This window comes from Mycobacterium sp. E183 (assembly GCF_001667735.1).
Taxonomy (GTDB): domain Bacteria; phylum Actinomycetota; class Actinomycetes; order Mycobacteriales; family Mycobacteriaceae; genus Mycobacterium.
In genome coordinates this window covers 1-18285 of the sequence record NZ_LZJN01000160.1, presented here as the reverse complement: position 1 = coordinate 18285, position 18285 = coordinate 1, and the positions used below count along the sequence as shown (strand labels likewise).

Sequence of the window (18285 nt, the reverse complement as noted above, 5' to 3'; positions counted from 1 at the left end):
CTGCATCTTCAGCTGTATGGCGTTCCCAGCTCGGACCTATCAGTCATGGCTCAGTCATATACAGCGATGCGAGCTCTTTGCAGGTGGATGGGCGGCGTGGGGGATGGATCGCAGTGCAGGCCGTTCTGCGACTATCTGGATCCGCTTGTGTACCGCATTTCGTGCGAACGAGTAGGCGGATACGGCCGATGCACCACGAAATCGCCTGTCAGCGGCCACATTCAAGCTTGCTGCGCGGAAAAGTCCGCCGTCGCGGTGCAAAGGAGGGTTTGATGTACTGATGGCGACCGCTTCCGAAGTCCTCGTGGCGGCCAATCGGAGGCGTGGCCACTTGCGGCACACCCGCGGCCGGGGGCGGCGCCCCCGAACGCGCTGGTAACCGCGTGCACCCCGTGCTATCGGATTCGTTGTCGAGGAGGACCAGGTGACTGAGATTACCAAGGAATGCCGGTTGTGCGGGTCATCCGGCCCCCATGAAATTATTGCGGTTCGAGAGATGTACTACGGTACGCGAGAGCCCTTCCAATACTACAGCTGCGTTGCATGCGACACATTACAGATAGTAGATATACTCGAGGGCGAAGAGCTTATGCGCCATTATCCATCGGATTATTGCACTTATAAAGTTCCGGCCAAGTCAAGGGTGGCTCGATGGATGACCAACCAACATGATCGCTTTATGCTGCATACTGGTGGTCGCTTGGTTGGGGCCCTTATCGCGGCATTTGTTTCCGAAAATATTGCCCCTTATGTCATCGGGGATGCTGTCAATGCAGTTAGAATGCTCAGCCAGTTACGGCTAGCCCCTGACGCGCGAATTCTCGATGTGGGCTGCGGCGGGGGTGCTCTGCTTGACCGTTTGGCCAGCGTTGGATTTAAAAACTTGTATGGTGTTGATCCTTTCATCGCGGCCGATACGGAGACGGCACACGGTGTGCCACTCATGAAGCGATATTTAGGTGAAATGTCTGACGAATTTGATCTCATAATGTTCAATCATTCGCTGGAACATGTGCCAGACCCAGTGGCGACGCTGCAAGCGGCGCGCGAGAAGCTCGCTGCTCATGGCGTTTGCTTGGTTCGCTTGCCGACGCCCTCATCGGAAGCTTGGGCCACTTACAGGGAGAACTGGGTAGGTATCGATCCACCCCGGCATATCGTTATACCTTCGCGGCAGGGTATGGCGGTCGCCGCCGACAGAGTTGGGCTACGCGTCGAAAAGACGATCGATGATTCGGCTGGCTTTCAGTTCATGGCAAGCGAAGCCTATCGGCGTGACGTAGCACTGACCGACCCCGCAATCCGTAAGACATTCGGATGGAAGGAATTGTGGAATTGGGAAAAACGCGCCGAACGGCTCAACCGCGAGGGCCGCGGTGACCAGGCCGGGTTTTTCTTGCGAGCTAAGTGAGGAACGCAGATGACGGGAGATGGCCCACAAAGAGTCGGGGTGAAAACCAGGTGAGCCGGATGCTCGTTGACAGCGAGAGTCCCATCCACGTGCCGGTGCGGTGGTTGAACCTCGCCAAAGGCAGGTAGGAGGGAGTGTGAGGGCGCTGATCTGCGGCGTTTCCGGCCAGGATGGCGCCTACTTGGCGAGGCTGCTGCTCGACAAGGGTTACGAGGTGTTCGGCACTTCCCGCGATAAGCAAGTTGCTGGATTCGCGAACTTGGCGCGCCTCGGCGTCCGCGACCGGGTGCGCTTGGAGTCCATGTCGGTCAATGATTTTCGCAGTGTGATGGACATTTTGCGGAGAACCGATCCTCAGGAGATTTACAATCTCGCCGGACAAAGTTCGGTCGGCATGTCGTTTGAGCAGCCCGCAGCCACCTTCGAGGGGATTGCTCTCGGTACGAGCAATTTGCTTGAAGCGATACGTCTGCGTCGTCAACCTGTGCGCTACTTCAGCGCCGGCTCGAGCGAATGTTTCGGGGACACCCACGGGCGCGCGGCGAATGAACAGACTCCCTACCGTCCGTCTAGCCCATACGCAGTGGCGAAGGCTTCGGCGCAGTGGTTGGTTACTAATTACAGAGAGGCGTACGGGTTACATGTGAGCACCGGCATATTGTTCAATCATGAATCTCCATTGCGTCCTGAGCGCTTTGTGACTAAGAAGATCGTGGCCGCAGCTGTCCGCATCGCCAAGGGCGACCATTCGCGTCTCACGCTCGGTGACATTCGCATCAAGCGAGACTGGGGATGGGCACCCGAATACGCAGACGCGATGTGGCGAATGCTGCAGGAGCCTAACGGTTCTGATTTCGTGATCGCTACGGGTGAGAGTCACAGCATCGAAGAATTTGCCGAAACTGCATTCAGGGAGGTGGGCCTCGATTGGCGCGAGCACACGGATTTTTCGGACGCACTAAAGCGGCCCTCGGATCTGGCGGAAGCTTTTGGCGATGCTTCCAGGGCACGCGAGGTACTCGGTTGGTCGCCCACGTACCGAATGCGCGAGGTTGTCCAGACGATGGTGGAGGCGGAGATGGCCGGGGGTGAGTGCGCGTGAGAGTGATGTTCGATCATCAAATCTTCGCTCTTCAACGGTACGGCGGCATTTCCCGTTATTTTTTCGAATTGGCTAGCCGACTCCCAGCCCATGGCGTTTCGGAAGTTGCCGTCATTGCGCCGCTGCATGTTAACGGCTATCTGGCGGGAGACGCTGCGCGGGGATTGACGCGAGGGAAGTATGTGCCATATCCAACTCCCCTTGCGGGTGTGGTTCCGAGTGTTGTCGGGCTGGCGGACCGGCTTTCTGCTCCGCTCGCGTGGCGGGGAGCGGTCCCAGACGTCCTGCACGAGACCTACTTCGCCAACAAGCCAGTCGGCCGAGGCCGGCGCCGTGTATTGACTGTCTACGATATGCATCACGAGCTGTTCCCTGACGAGTTACCCGCCGCGCGACGGTGGAGCGCTGCTAAGCGTGCTGCCGTAGATCGTGCCGACCACATAATCTGCATTTCTGAAAACACGCGCCGGGATCTAGTGCGTCTTTATGGCACCGACCCGTCGCGCACCAGCGTCGTGCACCTGGGCTATTCAATGACTGCGGAAGCGGAGGCCGCGACTGTAAATAGCGACGGGGTTAGGCCCTCGTTGCTGTACGTGGGGAACCGCTTGGGTTACAAGAACTTCAGCGCACTTCTGCAGGCCTACAGTAGCTCTCCCATACTGCGCGAATTTGAATTAATCGCTTTCGGCGGGCACCCGTTGCTGCCTGCCGAACGGAGAGAGATCAGGCGGTTGGGGATCACTGGCGGGGTGCGGTTCGAGTCCGGGTCTGACCGTGAGCTGGCGGCCCGCTACCAGGCGGCTTCCGCGTTCGTCTTCCCGTCGAAATATGAGGGTTTTGGACTTCCTCCGCTGGAGGCGATGAGCCATGGCTGCCCCGTTGTGTGCAGTAATGCGGGCTCAATTCCAGAAGTGGTCGGCGACGCTGGGGTCTATTTCGATCCGAACAACCCCGACGAACTGCGTACAGCGCTCGAACGTGTCGCGACGACACTGGAATTACAAGCGGATCTGCGCGCCCGTGGATTCGCGCGGCTTGCCGCGTTCTCCTGGGACCGGTGCGCGGCGGCAACCGCACAGATCTACCGCGAGATCGTCTGACAGCGACTGTGCCGAGTCGCGCCTAGCCTGCGATGGCCGCCGGCTCCGACGGCGTCCACGGCAGTGACCATTTGCCGATGTGGCGTGTGCGTGGCGCGGCTCGACCACGGTTGATCGGCGGCTGGGGAGGTAGGGAGCAAATCCAGAATACGGTCTGACGCGCAAACGCCACCGAACTGCGTTTGCCACGCAAAGCGCGCGAAGCTGGGCCATGGTGGGATAGCATCGCGCCCGACGCGCACAAGAGTTGGAGGGCATCGATTCGCTATGAGATTCGCCCATCAGGCCAAACGGGCCGAACGAGTTTTCGAGCCCGGAGAAGACGTCGAAAACTCCGGCCCCTCCCACACCGGAACCCGCCCAGTCGTCCTTTTCGTGCTGGGCCCGCAACGCTCCGGTACTTCCGCAATCACACGCGTCCTCTCGTTGTGCGGTGCCAGGCTGCCGACCGGGATGTTGGGCGCCGATGTCGGCAATCCGCGCGGAAACTGGGAACCACGCAAAGTCATCGCCATCAACGAATCAATCCTGCGCGGTCAGGACAGCGCCTGGTTCGACCCGTCGCTGCGCCTACAGGAAGACGGCTCGTGGAAGCCCGACAAGAGGGCCGCCCACGTCGCAAAGATCGTCGCATATCTCAGGACATTGCCCACCGCGCCGCTCGTAGTTATCAAAGATCCTCGGATAACGACGCTGTCGGACTTGTGGTTTGAGGCTTCGCGTCTGGCCGGTTTTGATACTGCGGCCGTGATCGCGGTACGCCACCCAGAGGAGGTGATCTCGTCGATCTCGGCTTCGTGGGGCATACCGCCGGAACTGTCAAGCGCGTTGTGGCTGAAATATAACCTGCTGGCCGAACGGCACACGCGTGGTGCTCCGCGTGTCTTCGTCGAATACACCAACCTGCTCGACAACTGGCGGCGCGAGATGAAGCGGATCTCCGCGGCGTTGCCAGCCGATCTCTCTACCCACGATGCGGATGCAATCGATGACTTTCTTACCCCTGATCTTCGCCGCCAGAAGAATCGCGGGGCGGTGATAGACCGTTTCGGAACGGACTGGATTTCTACGCTCTATGACGCGCAGTGCATGGCCGCGCGCGACGAGTGCCCAGACGAGCGGACGCTGAACCGAGTCTTCGAGTCCTATCGATCGAGTGAAAAAGACTTTCGATCTGCGGCCGTGGGCTACGACACGCTTTCCAGTGGTGCGCGCTCGCGCATATTTCGGCCGGCCGTCATGGAATTGATGATGGAACTTGTAGCGCTGGTGCACCGGCGAAGAGACACCTGGGCTTAAACAGCCGCTGCTGTTGTTCCGTAGCTCCGGCGGGCTCCATCCAACCATCGGTAGTCAACCGGTTCGAACTCTGTGTGGAGGCTGTGTAATTCTCGCCGACGGCGAATCTCAGTGGAGACGAAAAGCGCTCTCTGACGCACCTATCGCCCCAGGTTCTTGCGGTCAAAATCAGTCCACATGCCTAGAACGAGCGAACCTCTCGACGACATCGGCTGTGGTGGAGATACTTTCGGCCGGCTTTGTCATGCGCGCAGCGAGCTCGCGGGCCCGGACGGCATAGTCCGGCGCGAGAATCTCGCGTAGGTCCCTGACTAACGATTCGCGGGTGGTGGTCGAAAACCGCCGCGAGGCACCCACTTTCAGTCGTTTGAACTGGGCTCCCCAGATCGGCTGGTCGGGCATTGTCCAAAGAATCAGCGTCGGCACCCCGGCCCGAAGGCTTGCGGCCGTAGTACCGGCGCCCCCGTGATGGACCACCGCGCGGCAGGAGGGAAAGGTCGCCGCGTAGTTGACTGCGCCGACCACCTTGACGTGGTCGAAATGGGGGACGTCGCTGAAGTCGGTCCAGCCCGAGCAAATCAGCGCTCGTTCCCCCAACTCGGCGCAGGCGTCGCTGATCATCTGGACGGTGGCCGCGGGAGATTCAACTGCGAAACTGCCGAACCCGAAGCAAATCGGCGGCGTGCCCGAGGCGATCCACGATGCGACCTCGTCATCGGCCTCGGTGGTCAATTCCATTGTGAGCGGGCCAACAAACGGTCGACGGCCATCCCACTTCGCCCACTCGGCAGCCAGGCCTGGGAAACAAATCTCGTCGTAGGCCTGGATTTCCAGCGAGCCACGATCGGCGATCTGCCGCCAGGAGGTTCCTTTCGCCTTCGGCAGGCCTAGTTGACGGCGCTGCGCATCGTCGAGCTTCTTAGTCAGTAGGTGCCAAGACATGAAGCCCATCGCCTGCATCCCGAACTTAACCAGTGGCGGCGGCAGAGGCCTGATGAGTTGTCCGTTGGGGCGGATCGGGAAGAAGTGCAGCGTGGCGAAGGGAATGTCGTAGTACTCCGCGACGTTGAAGGCGGCCTGCTCGAAATTGAGGCCGGTCAGTAGCAGGTCGGCCCCGGCCGCGAGTGACAGCAATGTCGTATTCATGTGTGCCCACATGTCGGCGACTGGATCCCAGAGTCCGTGCCATGCCTCGCGCACATCGTTGACCTTCCAGAAGTTGTGGAAGATCAACGTCCAAAACTCGCGGTTGGCGTCCAGGCCCTCCTGAAGCCCGTCCACCGTTTCGATCCCGTATGGGACCGCCGTAAGACCGTTTGTTTCGGCCAACTCAACCAGGTTGGGCGGGACAGCGATGCGGACGTTGTGCCCCCTGCGCAGCAGTTCGCGACCGACAGCGACCGAGGGCTCGATGTCGCCGCGAGTCCCAAAGCTCGCCAAGGCAAATTCCATACAAGTCCCCGCCTTTTCGCTTCCGTGTGCTCGAAGTCTGCGCCATCATGACATCCACGGCGTCTCGGGCGCAGCTTATTGAGCGGTGTCGGCAACGCTTTCCCGCGGCCCCTCGGAGCGCCCTCCACGGGATGACCACCGGTCGCAAGGCCAGGCTCAGCGCCTTGAACCCGATTAGGCCTTAAAGCTGCGCTGACTGAGATACGTTACTGACATGAATCGGCCCCATCGGAAAAGGCTACGTGGGGGCTGCAGATGACACAGTGCTTCTGCGTGCAGGCGGACGTAGGTTTGAGCGCACGAGTCCAGGGGAGGAGTCTCGTATGAACCGGATCAAGGCCGTGCAGCGGGCGCTCGATGGACGACCGACCCGCGTCTACCTCGAGATCGGGGTGTCCCGCGGGTCGGCGTTTCGCCGCATCACCGCTCAGGAGAAGATAGCGGTCGACCCCGCATTTAACCTTTCGGCACGTACCCGGCGGCGCGCCGACGCAAAGGCGAGCGCCACGCACTACTTCGAGAAGACCAGCGACGCCTTCTTCGCGGAGGAGGCAGAGTTCCTCAAGCAGCGTCGTATCGACGTCGCCCTGATCGACGGCCTACATACCTATGGGCAGGTGGTGCAGGACGTCGAAAACACCTTGCGCTATCTGCGCGACGATGGCGTCATCTTCCTGCACGATTGCAACCCGACGCGGGCATCGGTCGCCTGCCCTGCCGATTCGTACGCCGATTTCCGTAAGCAGAACCGCTGGTGGGAGATTGACTGGAGTGGCGACGTCTGGAAGGCCGTCGTTTACCTGCGAAGCACCCGGCAAGACCTGCGGCTCGTCGTGCTGGACTGCGACTGGGGTGTGGGAATAGTGCGAAAGGGAACGCCCGAATCACGATTGTCCTACTCGCCGGCACAGATCGAGGCGCTTGATTACGCGGATCTTGCGGCCGACCGTCAGGGTTTGCTCAATCTCAGGCCACCCGGATATCTCGACGAATTTCTCTCCTCAGAGCGCCGTATCTCGTCCACTTCCTGACTAAGCGGCATGCTTAGCTCGAAGCGGTTCGTCGCCTCGACTGGCCCGGGCCGGTGCTACGATCTGCTCCGTGTCTCGTGAGGCCACTGTGCGGATCGGCGTCCTTGGAGCTGCCCGTATCGCACCATTGGCGCTCATCAACCCGGCCCGCGAGAACGCCGAAGTAGAGGTTGCCGCCGTCGCCGCGCGGGATGCCTCGCGTGCCGAGGCCTTTGCAGCCAAACACGGCGTCGGCCGGGTGCATGACAGCTACGACGCGCTGATTGCCGATCCAGATGTGGACGCCGTCTACAACCCGCTGCCAAACGGCTTGCATGGCAAGTGGACCCGCGCTGCGCTTGCCGCGGGGAAACACGTGCTATGCGAAAAGCCGTTCACTGCCAACGCGGCCGAGGCCCGTGAGATAGCCGAACTGGCGGCGCAGTCCGATCGGGTTGTGATGGAGGCTTTCCACTACCGCTACCACCCGTTGTGCCTACGCGTCGAAGAGGTCATCGCGTCGGGGGAGTTGGGCAACCTCAAGCGGGTGGAAGCGGCCCTGTGCTTTCCCCTGCCGAAGTTCTCCGACATCCGTTACGACTACGCCCTTGCCGGTGGCGCGACAATGGATGCCGGATGCTACGCCGTGGACATGGTTCGAACCTTTGGCGGTTCGACGCCGGAAGTCGTTTCGGCGCAGGCCAAACTGCGCGACCCCAAAGTGGATCGGGCCATGACGGCCCAGTTGCGGTTCGAAGGCGGCCACACGGGGCAGGTGCGCTGCTCGATGTGGTCGACCGCTCTCCTGCAGATGAGCGCCAAGGTGATTGGTGACCGTGGTGAGCTGCGTGTGCTCAATCCGGTGATGCCCCATGCTTTTCATCGGTTATCGGTCCGGTCAGTCGACCGCGGCAAACGGGCCGAGCGCTTCCCGCGCCGTCCGTCGTACGCATACCAACTCGACGCTTTCGCCGCGGCCGTGCTACGGGGTGAGCCTCTGAAGACGACGCCGGATGCCGCTGTCGAGAACATGACCGTCATTGACGCGATCTATCGCGCGGCCGGACTTCCGCTGCGGCAGCCCACGAAATAGCCCCGAAGACTTAGAGCCCCGCCGTAGTTCTGCCGGATCAGGTGGGGAAGTGCGTCTGGTTGACGTGCGCGGCCACCCGCAAGGCGTTGGCCGCGATGGTCAGACTCGGATTGAACCCGGCGCTGGAAGGGAAGTACGAGCTGTCCGCCACGTACAGGTTCTCCAATTCATGCGCCCGATTCTGTGGGTCCAACACACTGGACGCGGGATCGGTCCCAAAGCGGCATGTGCCGCAGACGTGGGCCACGGCCTTATTGTCCTCGGCACCCCGCAGCGTGATTTTGCGGAACGGATCCAATACGTCTTGCAACTGTCTCAAAAACACTGCGCGACGGTCGATCTCATTGGGATGCAGACGATACTGAAGGCGCAGGCGCTGTCGACCGTCCGCATTCGGCCGATCGGACACTAGAACGCGGTTGTCCAAGTACGGCAGGTCCTCCATGATCGTCGCGAGCACCAGTCCGCCGCTGAAGAACCGCTCATATACCCGACGCACGGCCGGCTTCATCGAACGCAAGGCCCTCGCCCGCCACCCGGGACTGCTGGTCAGCATTTCCATGGGCGGCATCGGGCCGAAGGACTGTACGGTGCCGTACTTCTGGCCCTCCCAGAAGTAAAAATCATTTAGTCCGATCTCTTTGTTGGCGCCCGCCATTCTGACGCCCGGCTGCGGCCAGATTTCGACCAAGTCGACAAGGTGACGCATCAGGTTGCGCCCGACGAGATCTGAGCCGTTGGCTAATCCGCGGGGCCAGTCGCCCGAACGGGAGTTGAGCAGCAGCACCGGCGTCACTAGTGCGCCGGCGGCTAGCACCACCACCTTGGCCTTCAAACCCACTCTGCCTGAGGGGCTCTCGCAAATCACCTGGTCGACACTTGTGCGGCTCGCTTCGAGCCGCACGACCCGACACTCCGCGAGCAGTTGGGCTCCATGCTCGGCGACGGCAGGGAGCACACAATTGCGGCCCGCATCGTTCTTGCAAGGCTGGCCGCACAGGTAGCTCTGGCAGGTCGAACAACCTTCGCTGTAATCACAGGCCATCGGCAGGTGGTAGGGGTGCAGGCCCCGACCGGTCAGGTAGTCGACCAGAGGCCGGTTCTCTGCCGAAAAAGGTGGCGCGGCAGGCAAACCCACCTCCGCGGCCTCCGGGCGCAGTGGGTCCGGCTGGCCGCGCACCCGTAGAAGCTTTTCGGCCGCGGCGTACCAGGGACTCATCTCGTCGTAGGTGACCGGCCACGCGTCTGGCACGGTGGACTCGCCCGGGTTGCGGAAATGCTGACGCGGGGTGAAGTCCTGAGCGAAGAACCGCTCGCAGACCATGCCGTAGAGGGATGACGATCCTCCCGTCCCGCTGCCCAAAAAGGGCACAAAGCGCCGTGGGGAACGGCCACTGATGTCTTCGACTTCGTCGGTCGAGCGACCCGATCGGGCCAAGGCTTCGTAGTAGGTCTTCGCGGAGCGGCACGCCAGCGGTTCGGCGACCTCGGTCATCGAAGCGCGGATCGTCCCGGGCGCCCCCGGGAGCGTCGACCGCCCCTTCTCGACGAACAGCACCCTGCGCCCTGAACGGGCAAGCGAGTAGCCCAGGGTGCCGCCGCCCATGCCGGTGCCGATGACGATGACGTCCCAGATGCCGCGTTCCGCCTCGCGCGCGGTGAGCTCCCCGTCGGCCAATCGACTCCTCAGCGGATGATTGCGTAGTCTGCTGCCCTGTCTGGGCGACAGTATCATTTGCGAGGAAGCTCAGGCGGAGGTATTCACCCCCGCAGCGGCGCGACGACCGACGATTGACAGCGGGTGTCGGCCTGATACCCAACGTAACTCGCGGATCTTTTGCAAACCATCATGCGTAGCCTGTGCGACTGCGCAACACTGGACGGGCAATCGGGATAGGTAGGAGACGCATGAAACTGAGCCAGGCGTTCGATCCGCGCATGAACGCCCTCAATGTGTGGCGACTCGTGATGGCCAGCGCCGTCGTCCTGCAGCACTGCTGGCCGCTGACCGGCCATAAGGCTCCCGGATTACACGGCCTCTACGACGTGGCGGTTGACGGCTTCTTCGTCCTCTCCGGATTTCTCATCACCGCGAGTTGGCACCGCAACCCGCGTCCTCGCGAATACTTCGTCGCCCGCGGCCTCCGCATCTTTCCGGGATTGTGGGTCTGCCTGCTTTTCATCGCGTTCGTCATCGCCCCGATCGGAGTGGCCGTTCAGGGTGGGTCGCCGAAAAAACTGCTGATGTCCACTGCGCCAATCGAATACGTGCTGAACAACGCCGTACTGAACGTGTATCACGGCAGCATCGCGGGGACCCCTGATGGAGTTCCATGGCCCCACGTGTGGGACGGCACCCTGTGGACTCTGATATTCGAGCTGTTCTGCTACATCGGGGTCGCCGCCGCCGGCATTACCGGGTTGCTGCGCCGCCGTTGGGCCGTACCGCTCGCGTTCGTACTGGCGGTTTCACTGGCGGCGGTGGTGTCCTACCCGGGCTTCGCAGTGCAGACCATCCCGCAGATGATCGGACGCTTCGCTGTGGTGTTCATCGCCGGAATGCTCATATACCAGTTCCGTGAGGTGTTACCGGCCCGATGGTCGCTCGTCATCGTCTGCTTGGTTATCGCCATCGGCTCCGCCCTGCTCGTAACGAACTATCGGGTGGTAGGCGCCATTCCGTTGGCGTACGCGGTCATCGTCTCAGGCGCCCTGATCCATAACCCGCGCCTCAGGCTGCGGACTGATCTCTCGTATGGGATCTATATCTACGGGTGGCCGGTGCAGCAGTTCCTGGTCATGTGTGGCCTCACCTTCTTGAACCCGTTCGCGTTCTTCGCCATCGCGGGTGCCGCGACCCTGCCGCTCGCCGCCTTGAGTTGGTTCGGCGTCGAGAAGCGCGCGATGGCCTTGAAGTCCCGATTCGCCAAGAAGCGGCCGGATCTGCCCGCGGCCACCGTTCAGCAGGAGGCGACGTCTGGGTAGGCGAGTTGGTGGCCGTCGTGACGACCGGCGCCACAACGGCTCAGCCGGTCATCGAGCGCGGGCTCCGGTGCCGCGCGGCAACAGCGAAATGCGAACCCCCGACCGGTTTACCGCGCTCTCGGCGGGTGTTTGGACAGGGTGTAAAGCATCCTGCGTTTAACCCAACACCTGCTGATGGGGTTGCGGCTGACGACCGTTATTCGACGAATCTGAGACTGCAGCGGGAGCTGGCGGCTTGCTGACCCAATCTGCGGTCTCATCGACGAATGCGCTCTTCTTCTGCAAGATGATTTGGTACTGGGCGTGCAGTACTTTGTATTCGCCTGCATGGTATTTCAAGAATTGATGGATCGCCCACGCAGTGTTGGCCCGCGCTCGCGGGTAGGCCGGCCACATAACATCGTCGAAGATTATTACGCCGTCCTGCTTGAGCAAACGCCATGCGTTGAGCCCATCGACGATTGCGTCATCGGAGAAGTGAGATCCATCGACATAGATCAAGTCAAACTCTTGCCGTTCGGCGATCAATTGCGGCAGAACAGTCAGTGACGATCCTTTGCGCTTCGTTACCCGGCCCGCACCAAAGGAAACGTTGCTGTCAAACCTCGCTTCCAGGTCCCGCAAGTCGGGGGTCGCGTTGTAGTGCCATTCGTCACTACCCGCCCAGGTATCAACCGCGGTCAGCTGGCCTTGCGCAAAGTACGTCAGGAAGAACAGGCTCGATCGGCCTTCCCAGGACCCGATTTCGAGAATACGCACCGCATCGGTACGCTCGAAAACTTTCGGAAAGGTGACACACCAAGGCACAATGTTCATGTCGAACCAGCGCTCTTGAAATTGTCCCTGGGCTGCTTTTGCCTCGAATTCCGCGCTGACCTCAGCGACGTTCTTTGCCGTGCGCGACGGCACCCCGGACTTCGCCAGCCGACAGCGCAGAGCGTCGACAACGTAATGCCGCGCCATAGCAGGGCGCATTCCACCGAGCCACCAAAAAAATAGGATCGTCAGGGTTCGGGGCGTCCAACGCACTCTCGGTCTGGTCGTCAGGCTGGTCATGTTTTCCTTGGTCGTGTCTGAAAAAGGTCGATGCGGTCGTGTCTCGCAGCTCGAATTGGCGACTTCAATCGTACCTGTGTGGGCGAGATCGCTGATCGGCGTTGTTGAATCCTAACAGGCGGCCCCGCAGCGGCGCGGCGCTTTGCTCGGGTGATGTGCTCGCGCCGAACGCACCACGTCGCGCTCACGCAACGTGCCTCGAACGGGCGTAGGCCTCTACGATGTCGGCGGCCTTAGCGACGCTTTCTGCGGGGGTGGTCATCCGAGCGGCCAGCTCGCGGGCCCTGGTCGCATAATCAGGAGCGAGGATGGTGCGCAGGTCCGCGACGAGTGATTCGCGCGTAGTACTTGAAAAACGGCGGGACGTGCCCACTTTCAAACGCTTGACCGCAGCGCCCCACAACTTCTGATTGACGTCCATCGACAGGATCAGAGTGGGTACTCCGGCGCGCAGACTTGCCGCCGCGGTGCCAGAGCCGCCGTGATGGACGACCGCCCGACAGGCGGGAAAGACGGCGGCGTAGTTGACCCCGCCGACCACCTTGACGTGCTCGCCATGCTCGACGTTGCTGAAGTCACTCCAACCGGCGCAGATCAACGCACGTTCGCCCAATTGAGCGCAGGCCGAGCTGATCATCTCTATCGCGTCGGCGGGCGATTCCACCGGCATGCTGCCAAATCCGAAGCAGATAGGGGGAGTGCCCGCGGCAATCCACGATGCGACCTCCTCGTCGGCGCCGGTGGTCAACGCCATCGTCAGCGCACCGACGAAGGGCCGTTTGCCGTCCCATTTAGCCCACTCCTCGGCCAGGCCGGGGAAGCACGCCTCGTCGTAGCCTTGGATTTCCAGCGCTCCGCTTTGGGCGATTCGCTGCGCAGCGGGTCTCTTCGCTTTCGATAGCCCGAGCTCGCGGCGTTGCGCCTGCTCGATCCTCCTGTTGAGGAGCCAGCCAAGCCAGTCGAACGCCGTCATCGCGGAACGGGCCAGTGCCGGCGGCAGCGGTAACAACTCGCCGTTGGCCCGCACGGGTACGTGGTGCAGGGTCGCCAACGGAACGTTGAGGTATTCCGCGACGTTGACCGCGGCCTCCTGATAGCTAAGGCCGACAAACAGTAGGTCAGCGCCGTCCGCAACCGAGGACAGCGTCTTGCTCATCTGAGTCCACGATTCGTCGCTGAGCTCCCACATTTCGTGCCAAAGCTTTCGGAGGTGCCCGATCTTCCAAAAGGCCCCGAAGAACGATGTCCAAAAGTTGCGATACACGTCCAACCAGGTCCGCGTGTCCAGCCCGTAGGCGACCGCCGAAACCCCTGCGTCCTCGACAAAACCGACCGAGTCTGGCGGCACAGCCATCCGGACATCATGCCCTCGGCGCACTAGCTCACGGCCGACGACCAGCGATGGCTCAATATCGCCTCGAGTCCCGTAACATGCCAACACAAATTTCATCGCCGCCCACTCAAGTCCTAGAGTTCTGCCCGCGGTGGAGCCGCTAGTGCAGCCAGAGAGCTTGGTACAGATGGCGAGTCGATCGCGCGGCCCCCCGGTGCTCCGTCACTTGCGCCAGAAGACACCACATTGATCGATCGTGACAATCTCGGCGGAGATTCCATGATCAGCGCGGTAATCGCTGACGGCCTTGCGGCATCCCTCGAGATTGTAGTCGTCGATGATGCAGAAACCTCCGGGCGACAATCGTGGGTAAAGCGCATCGAGTGCTTGGATCGTCGACTCGTAAAGGTCTCCATCGAGTCTCAACACGGCGATCTGGTCGATGGGCGCGTCTTGCAGCGTGTCCTTGAACCAGCCGGGAAGGAAGCGGACCTGATCGTCTAGCAGGTTGTAGCGTTCAAAGTTGGCCTTGACCTCTTCTTGGGACACCGCCAGAACCGGAGCGGCGTGATGGAGCCCAAGCGCGAAACGCGGGAGCCTGTCCGCTTTGTAGTTCTCCGTGTCCGGAGGGGGCACACCCTGAAATGAATCGGCCAACCAGACGTGGCGCGTCTTGTCCCCATAGGCCGCTAGAACGGCGCGCATGAGAATCGACGCCCCACCCCGCCAGACTCCACACTCGACAAGGTCACCGGGGACATCCTCGGTCAGGACGGTCTCGACGCATTGCTGCAGACTGGTCAGACGCTTCATCCCGATCATGGTTTCGGCGTCGGCCGGCCAGTCCATCCCGAAGTCGCGCGCGTGCTGATCGAATGGGCGTTTGCGGACCAGCATCAGGCTGCGGTTCTTGAGGAAGGGAAGCCACGTCAACCATCCCACGCTGGCGCGCATCCGGAGTGGCCACCCGACCGGCACGAGTTGGTCCATGCCATATCTGGTGAGATCACGCCGGATCTGATCTAGGTAGAGAGATCGGACGTCGCTCTCGGTCACGGTCAAAACCGCCCCCTGTCTCGCATGCCAGTAAAGTGCCCGGTGGTGAGCCTAGACGCCCGCCGACGCCGTCAGAGCGCGTTTGGGGTTTTCTAGCTCGGGTCGCCGGGGTTCGCTTGGACACACCAGCGAGTTCGCGCCTTCGCAGGCATTTCGTCAGTGGCCTCGTTAGCTGAGGGAACTCCAATACTTGCCAGGCGCGTGGACAGAGTACCTCAATTGGTGGGCGGGTCTCGACGAGCGAGCTAGTGCCTCCGGTCCAGTTCGGTCTCAGGCCCCGGCCGTAGGCGGCGATCAGTGGCGCCCCGCGTGTTCGCCTGCGGCCCCCGACGCATGGGCCGGATCGCTTACCGCCGAAGGCACCTCGGCCTGTTCGCCGATCCAATCCAGCAGGGCGTGCAGCCCGTCATCGAGTGACCACTTCGGCCGCCAATTGAGTTCGTCGCTCGCAGGCTGGATGTCGCAGCTCGCGGCGCGGATGTCGCCGTCCCGGAATTTCGGCACGACTATTGGCTCCGGGGCGTCGAAGACTGCGGCGATCTTGCGGGCCAACTCATGGATGGTTATGCCGTTGCCGGAGCCGATGTCCAGGCAGCGCGTTTCATGCGCCGGTTGCTGTACGGTGGCGAACAGGGCGTCCACGACATCGTCGATGTAGACGAGATCGCGCACGATTCGACCATCTTCGTACACCTCGGAGGCGCGTTTCTCGCGCGACAATCGCGCAAAGAACGGGACGACGCCCGTATACGGATTGGTCAACGACTGGCCTGGCCCATACGCATTCTGTAGCCGCAGCACACTGAGATTGGTGTCATGCGCAGCGGTCCAGGCCGCTAGGAGATTTTCTTGGGCCAGCTTGGTGGCTCCGTAGATGTTGGTAGGGCGGGGCTCGGTCTGGCCGGCACGGTTGGGAACCGGCGTCGCGGGCTCACCAGTGGGTCCAACGGGATCCCAGATCCCGGCCAGCAGTTGAGCGTGGCTGCGAGGCCGCGGATAGAAGATGTCCGTGCCGGATCGCCAGGCCCCTTCGCCGTAGACGGCGCGCGACGACGCCAACACGAGCTGGTCGGGCACCAGATCCGCGCGGCTCAGAGCGTCAAGAAGCTGGGTCGTGCCCACAACGTTCACCGAGCCGTGGCGGGTCGCCTGGGACAGCGACTGCGCCGTTCCCGTCTCCGCCGCCAGGTGGACAATTTGTGAAGGTCGGAACAACCGAAGTACCGCGTCCCAGTCGGGCGCGTGGGTGACGTCTCCAGTGAAGAGACGCACGGACGGCGCCAACTTCAGGGCCGGCCGCGGACCGTGCACCTGTGGCAGAAGGACGTCCATTACCGCGACTTCGTAACCGGCCTCGACGAGACGGCGCGACAGCAGGGTGCCGATAAATCCTGCTCCACCGGTGATGAGCACAGACGCTGACAAGAGTCGACGCCTCCTGTTCAAGTGCAGACGAAGGGCTTTGCGCAACGCGTTGCCGAGGATAAAACCAGTCGATCATTGCGGCGGGCTCTGCAGACCCCCGTCGAATAGCGATTTACCCGGGGAGCCGCCAGACCCGACCCCGGCAATTACACCAGATGGACCTTCGGCGCGTACAAGATCCACCGACCACCGTTTTCGTGGAACTGCCGTTCCTTGGCCATGATCTCCTCGGCGTGGTTCCAGGCAAACAACAACGCGTAGTCGGGGTACGGAGCGGAGAACCATTCAGGTGGACATACCGGAATTTTGGTCCCCGGTGTGAGACGGCCCTGCTTCTCCGGCGTCGAATCACACACCATAGGAAGCAATTCCGGGCCGATGCCGCAGTAGTTCATCACGGTGGCGCTCCTGGAGGTGGCCCCGTAGCCGACCACCCGGCGGCCGTCGGAGCGGATGTCCCGGAGGAGGGTCACGAGATCCGTCCGGACGCGATCGACCGCAGCGGCGAACTCGTCAAAAGTGGCTTCGTCCGCGAGTCCCTCGGCCTCTTCGCGCGCCAGGAATTCCGCGACGGCGGCCGATGGCTTCGAATTGCCTGGGCGGGCCACCGTGTACCGGATGGAACCGCCGTGCAAGGGAAGGTGTTCGACGTCGATCAGCTCGAAGCCGAACTGAGCAGCCAACGCCTGCACCGAACGAACCGAGAACAGGTAGATGTGCTCGTCATAGATTTGATCGAAGTAGACGCAGCTCACGATGTCGCCGAGGTAGCGATCCTCGAACACGAACAGCCCGTCCGACGCAAGCAGATTGTCGACGCCGAGAAAGATCGAGTCGAGGTAAGAGATGTGACTGATTGCGTTTGCCGAATAGATCACCCGGGCTGCGCCATGCTTCCTGCGAATGTCGGTCGCTGTTGACTCGTTGAAGAATTCCTTCAACACGTTGACACCCTGAGTGCGCGCCACGTCGGCAGCCGAAGCAGCCGGATCCACTCCCAGGTGGCGGACGCCGGCCTCGCTCAGCGTCTTCAGCATGACGCCGTCGTTGCTGCCGATTTCGACGACGAAGTCGTCCTTACCGTCCAGGCAGGTCCGCATGATCTGCCGCGCGACTTCCTGCGCGTGTTTGCGGATCAGTGACGATCCGGAAGCGCGATAGGGATATTCGGCATGAAACATCTGGTCCGGGGGGACCTCGTCGAGCTGCTGCACCATCGTGCACGACCCGCAGAGCCCAATCGCGAGCCGAAAGAAAGGCACCTCGGCGGCATCCTCCGGCCACGCGAACGCGTTCGAGACCGGCTGGGAACCGAGGTCGAGCACCTCGCGAACAACGCCTCTGCACAATCGGCAACTATGTTCGGTCAAGCCTGGCCCCTATCCCGCATGTCAGCACCAGCACTGAGAGGTTCCCCAACATTAAATCGGCACTGCACTGATCATGGCATCCCATCCGTGCCCCAGCAAACACGACGGCAGACGGCGCATCGCGATACACCTTGTAACGGCAGCCCGCCGGCGCGGAAGCACGTGTGGGCGGTACCCGCGAATGACCTCCTGAAACCCACCGGATCCGTCAATAACTTGCGGGTGGTGCGGGGACGTACCGAAACTTACAGTCTCGGCAATAAGCAACGTCCTCCCGAGGCGGCTTATGGATCGGCCCCGCCCGTCGCTGGCAACGGGAGAGCGAACGGCTAGTCCGTCACCCAGATCATTCAGCGCCCTTGCACCGCGTCTTCCAACAGTCGGGCGGCGGCGGCGACGCTGTCCGCGGGTTTGGTCATCCGCTTGGCGAGGTCTCGGGCTCGGGTGGCGCATTCGGAGGAGAGGGTCAGACGCAGGTCGGCGACGAGCGACTCTCGAGTGGTGACAGAGAAACGACGGGCGGTACCGACTTTGAGGTGTTTGACCTGGTTTCCCCAATATGGTTGATCGGCTGAACTCCAGAGAATCAG

At 61.8% G+C, this 18285-nt stretch carries 14 protein-coding genes and 1 pseudogene; 7 read left to right on the top strand and 8 right to left on the bottom strand.

The annotated features are described in order from the left end of the window. Positions 1 to 424: 424 nt before the first annotated feature. The 4 genes from A5691_RS27495 to A5691_RS18695 all read left to right on the top strand — a co-directional run bounded on the left by A5691_RS27495 (position 425) and on the right by A5691_RS18695 (position 4915). A complete protein-coding gene (locus A5691_RS27495) occupies positions 425 to 1411 on the top strand; it encodes a class I SAM-dependent methyltransferase (protein WP_231980998.1) in 987 nt (328 codons plus the stop codon). Between the two features lie 136 nt (positions 1412 to 1547). Then, entirely contained in the window at positions 1548 to 2513 is a 966-nt protein-coding gene (locus tag A5691_RS18705; protein ID WP_082950405.1) for a GDP-mannose 4,6-dehydratase, read from the top strand. A 5-nt stretch (positions 2514 to 2518) separates the two neighbouring features. Further along, complete coding sequence (locus A5691_RS18700; RefSeq protein WP_231981003.1) at positions 2519 to 3616, top strand: glycosyltransferase family 1 protein; 1098 nt, start codon at positions 2519 to 2521, stop codon at positions 3614 to 3616. Between the two features lie 267 nt (positions 3617 to 3883). Continuing rightward, on the top strand, positions 3884 to 4915 hold the full coding sequence (locus tag A5691_RS18695) for a sulfotransferase family protein (protein ID WP_068016871.1): 1032 nt from the start codon (positions 3884 to 3886) through the stop codon (positions 4913 to 4915). Between the two features lie 168 nt (positions 4916 to 5083). Here the strand turns inward: A5691_RS18695 and A5691_RS18690 are convergent, their stop codons facing one another. Further along, a complete protein-coding gene (locus tag A5691_RS18690; protein WP_068016868.1) occupies positions 5084 to 6367 on the bottom strand; it encodes a glycosyltransferase in 1284 nt (427 codons plus the stop codon). A 323-nt stretch (positions 6368 to 6690) separates the two neighbouring features. Here A5691_RS18690 and A5691_RS18685 point away from each other — a divergent pair, with 323 nt between their 5' ends. Together A5691_RS18685 and A5691_RS18680 are read left to right on the top strand one after the other, a co-directional pair. Beyond that, positions 6691 to 7398, top strand: a complete 708-nt coding sequence (locus A5691_RS18685; RefSeq protein ID WP_082950404.1) for a class I SAM-dependent methyltransferase — start codon at positions 6691 to 6693, stop codon at positions 7396 to 7398. 61 nt (positions 7399 to 7459) lie between these two features. Next, complete coding sequence (locus A5691_RS18680) at positions 7460 to 8470, top strand: Gfo/Idh/MocA family protein (protein WP_068016864.1); 1011 nt, start codon at positions 7460 to 7462, stop codon at positions 8468 to 8470. A gap of 37 nt (positions 8471 to 8507) precedes the next feature. On the opposite strand, the gene A5691_RS18675 is transcribed toward A5691_RS18680, so the two are convergent. Beyond that, entirely contained in the window at positions 8508 to 10148 is a 1641-nt protein-coding gene (locus tag A5691_RS18675) for a GMC oxidoreductase (protein ID WP_068016860.1), read from the bottom strand. A gap of 230 nt (positions 10149 to 10378) precedes the next feature. Between A5691_RS18675 and A5691_RS18670 the strand changes: the two genes are divergently transcribed. Continuing rightward, positions 10379 to 11455 (top strand): acyltransferase, encoded by a 1077-nt coding sequence (locus tag A5691_RS18670; RefSeq protein WP_068016856.1) that lies wholly within the window; start codon positions 10379 to 10381, stop codon positions 11453 to 11455. A gap of 156 nt (positions 11456 to 11611) precedes the next feature. On the opposite strand, the gene A5691_RS18665 is transcribed toward A5691_RS18670, so the two are convergent. The 6 genes and pseudogenes from A5691_RS18665 to A5691_RS28735 form a co-directional block, all read right to left on the bottom strand. Then, a complete protein-coding gene (locus A5691_RS18665; RefSeq protein WP_082950402.1) occupies positions 11612 to 12511 on the bottom strand; it encodes a class I SAM-dependent methyltransferase in 900 nt (299 codons plus the stop codon). Positions 12512 to 12695: 184 nt separating this feature from the next. Continuing rightward, positions 12696 to 13961, bottom strand: a complete 1266-nt coding sequence (locus A5691_RS18660) for a glycosyltransferase (RefSeq protein WP_068016851.1) — start codon at positions 13959 to 13961, stop codon at positions 12696 to 12698. Between the two features lie 105 nt (positions 13962 to 14066). Then, a complete protein-coding gene (locus A5691_RS18655; protein WP_068016847.1) occupies positions 14067 to 14900 on the bottom strand; it encodes a TylF/MycF/NovP-related O-methyltransferase in 834 nt (277 codons plus the stop codon). 294 nt (positions 14901 to 15194) lie between these two features. Beyond that, positions 15195 to 16313: an NAD(P)-dependent oxidoreductase gene (locus A5691_RS18650; protein ID WP_068016844.1), complete on the bottom strand. Its 1119-nt coding sequence runs from the start codon at positions 16311 to 16313 to the stop codon at positions 15195 to 15197. A 158-nt stretch (positions 16314 to 16471) separates the two neighbouring features. Next, entirely contained in the window at positions 16472 to 17674 is a 1203-nt protein-coding gene (locus A5691_RS18645) for a class I SAM-dependent methyltransferase (protein WP_255392555.1), read from the bottom strand. Between the two features lie 371 nt (positions 17675 to 18045). Beyond that, positions 18046 to 18285: pseudogene (locus A5691_RS28735) on the bottom strand (hypothetical protein); the annotation flags it as partial.

Coding starts and splice junctions, on each gene's coding strand:
- A5691_RS18665 (WP_082950402.1), bottom strand. CDS start 12,511: ATGACCAGCCTGACGACCAGACCGAGAGTGCGTTGGACGCCCCGAACC.
- A5691_RS18685 (WP_082950404.1), top strand. CDS start 6,691: ATGAACCGGATCAAGGCCGTGCAGCGGGCGCTCGATGGACGACCGACC.
- A5691_RS18695 (WP_068016871.1), top strand. CDS start 3,884: ATGAGATTCGCCCATCAGGCCAAACGGGCCGAACGAGTTTTCGAGCCC.
- A5691_RS18700 (WP_231981003.1), top strand. CDS start 2,519: ATGTTCGATCATCAAATCTTCGCTCTTCAACGGTACGGCGGCATTTCC.
- A5691_RS18670 (WP_068016856.1), top strand. CDS start 10,379: ATGAAACTGAGCCAGGCGTTCGATCCGCGCATGAACGCCCTCAATGTG.
- A5691_RS18690 (WP_068016868.1), bottom strand. CDS start 6,367: ATGGAATTTGCCTTGGCGAGCTTTGGGACTCGCGGCGACATCGAGCCC.
- A5691_RS18660 (WP_068016851.1), bottom strand. CDS start 13,961: ATGAAATTTGTGTTGGCATGTTACGGGACTCGAGGCGATATTGAGCCA.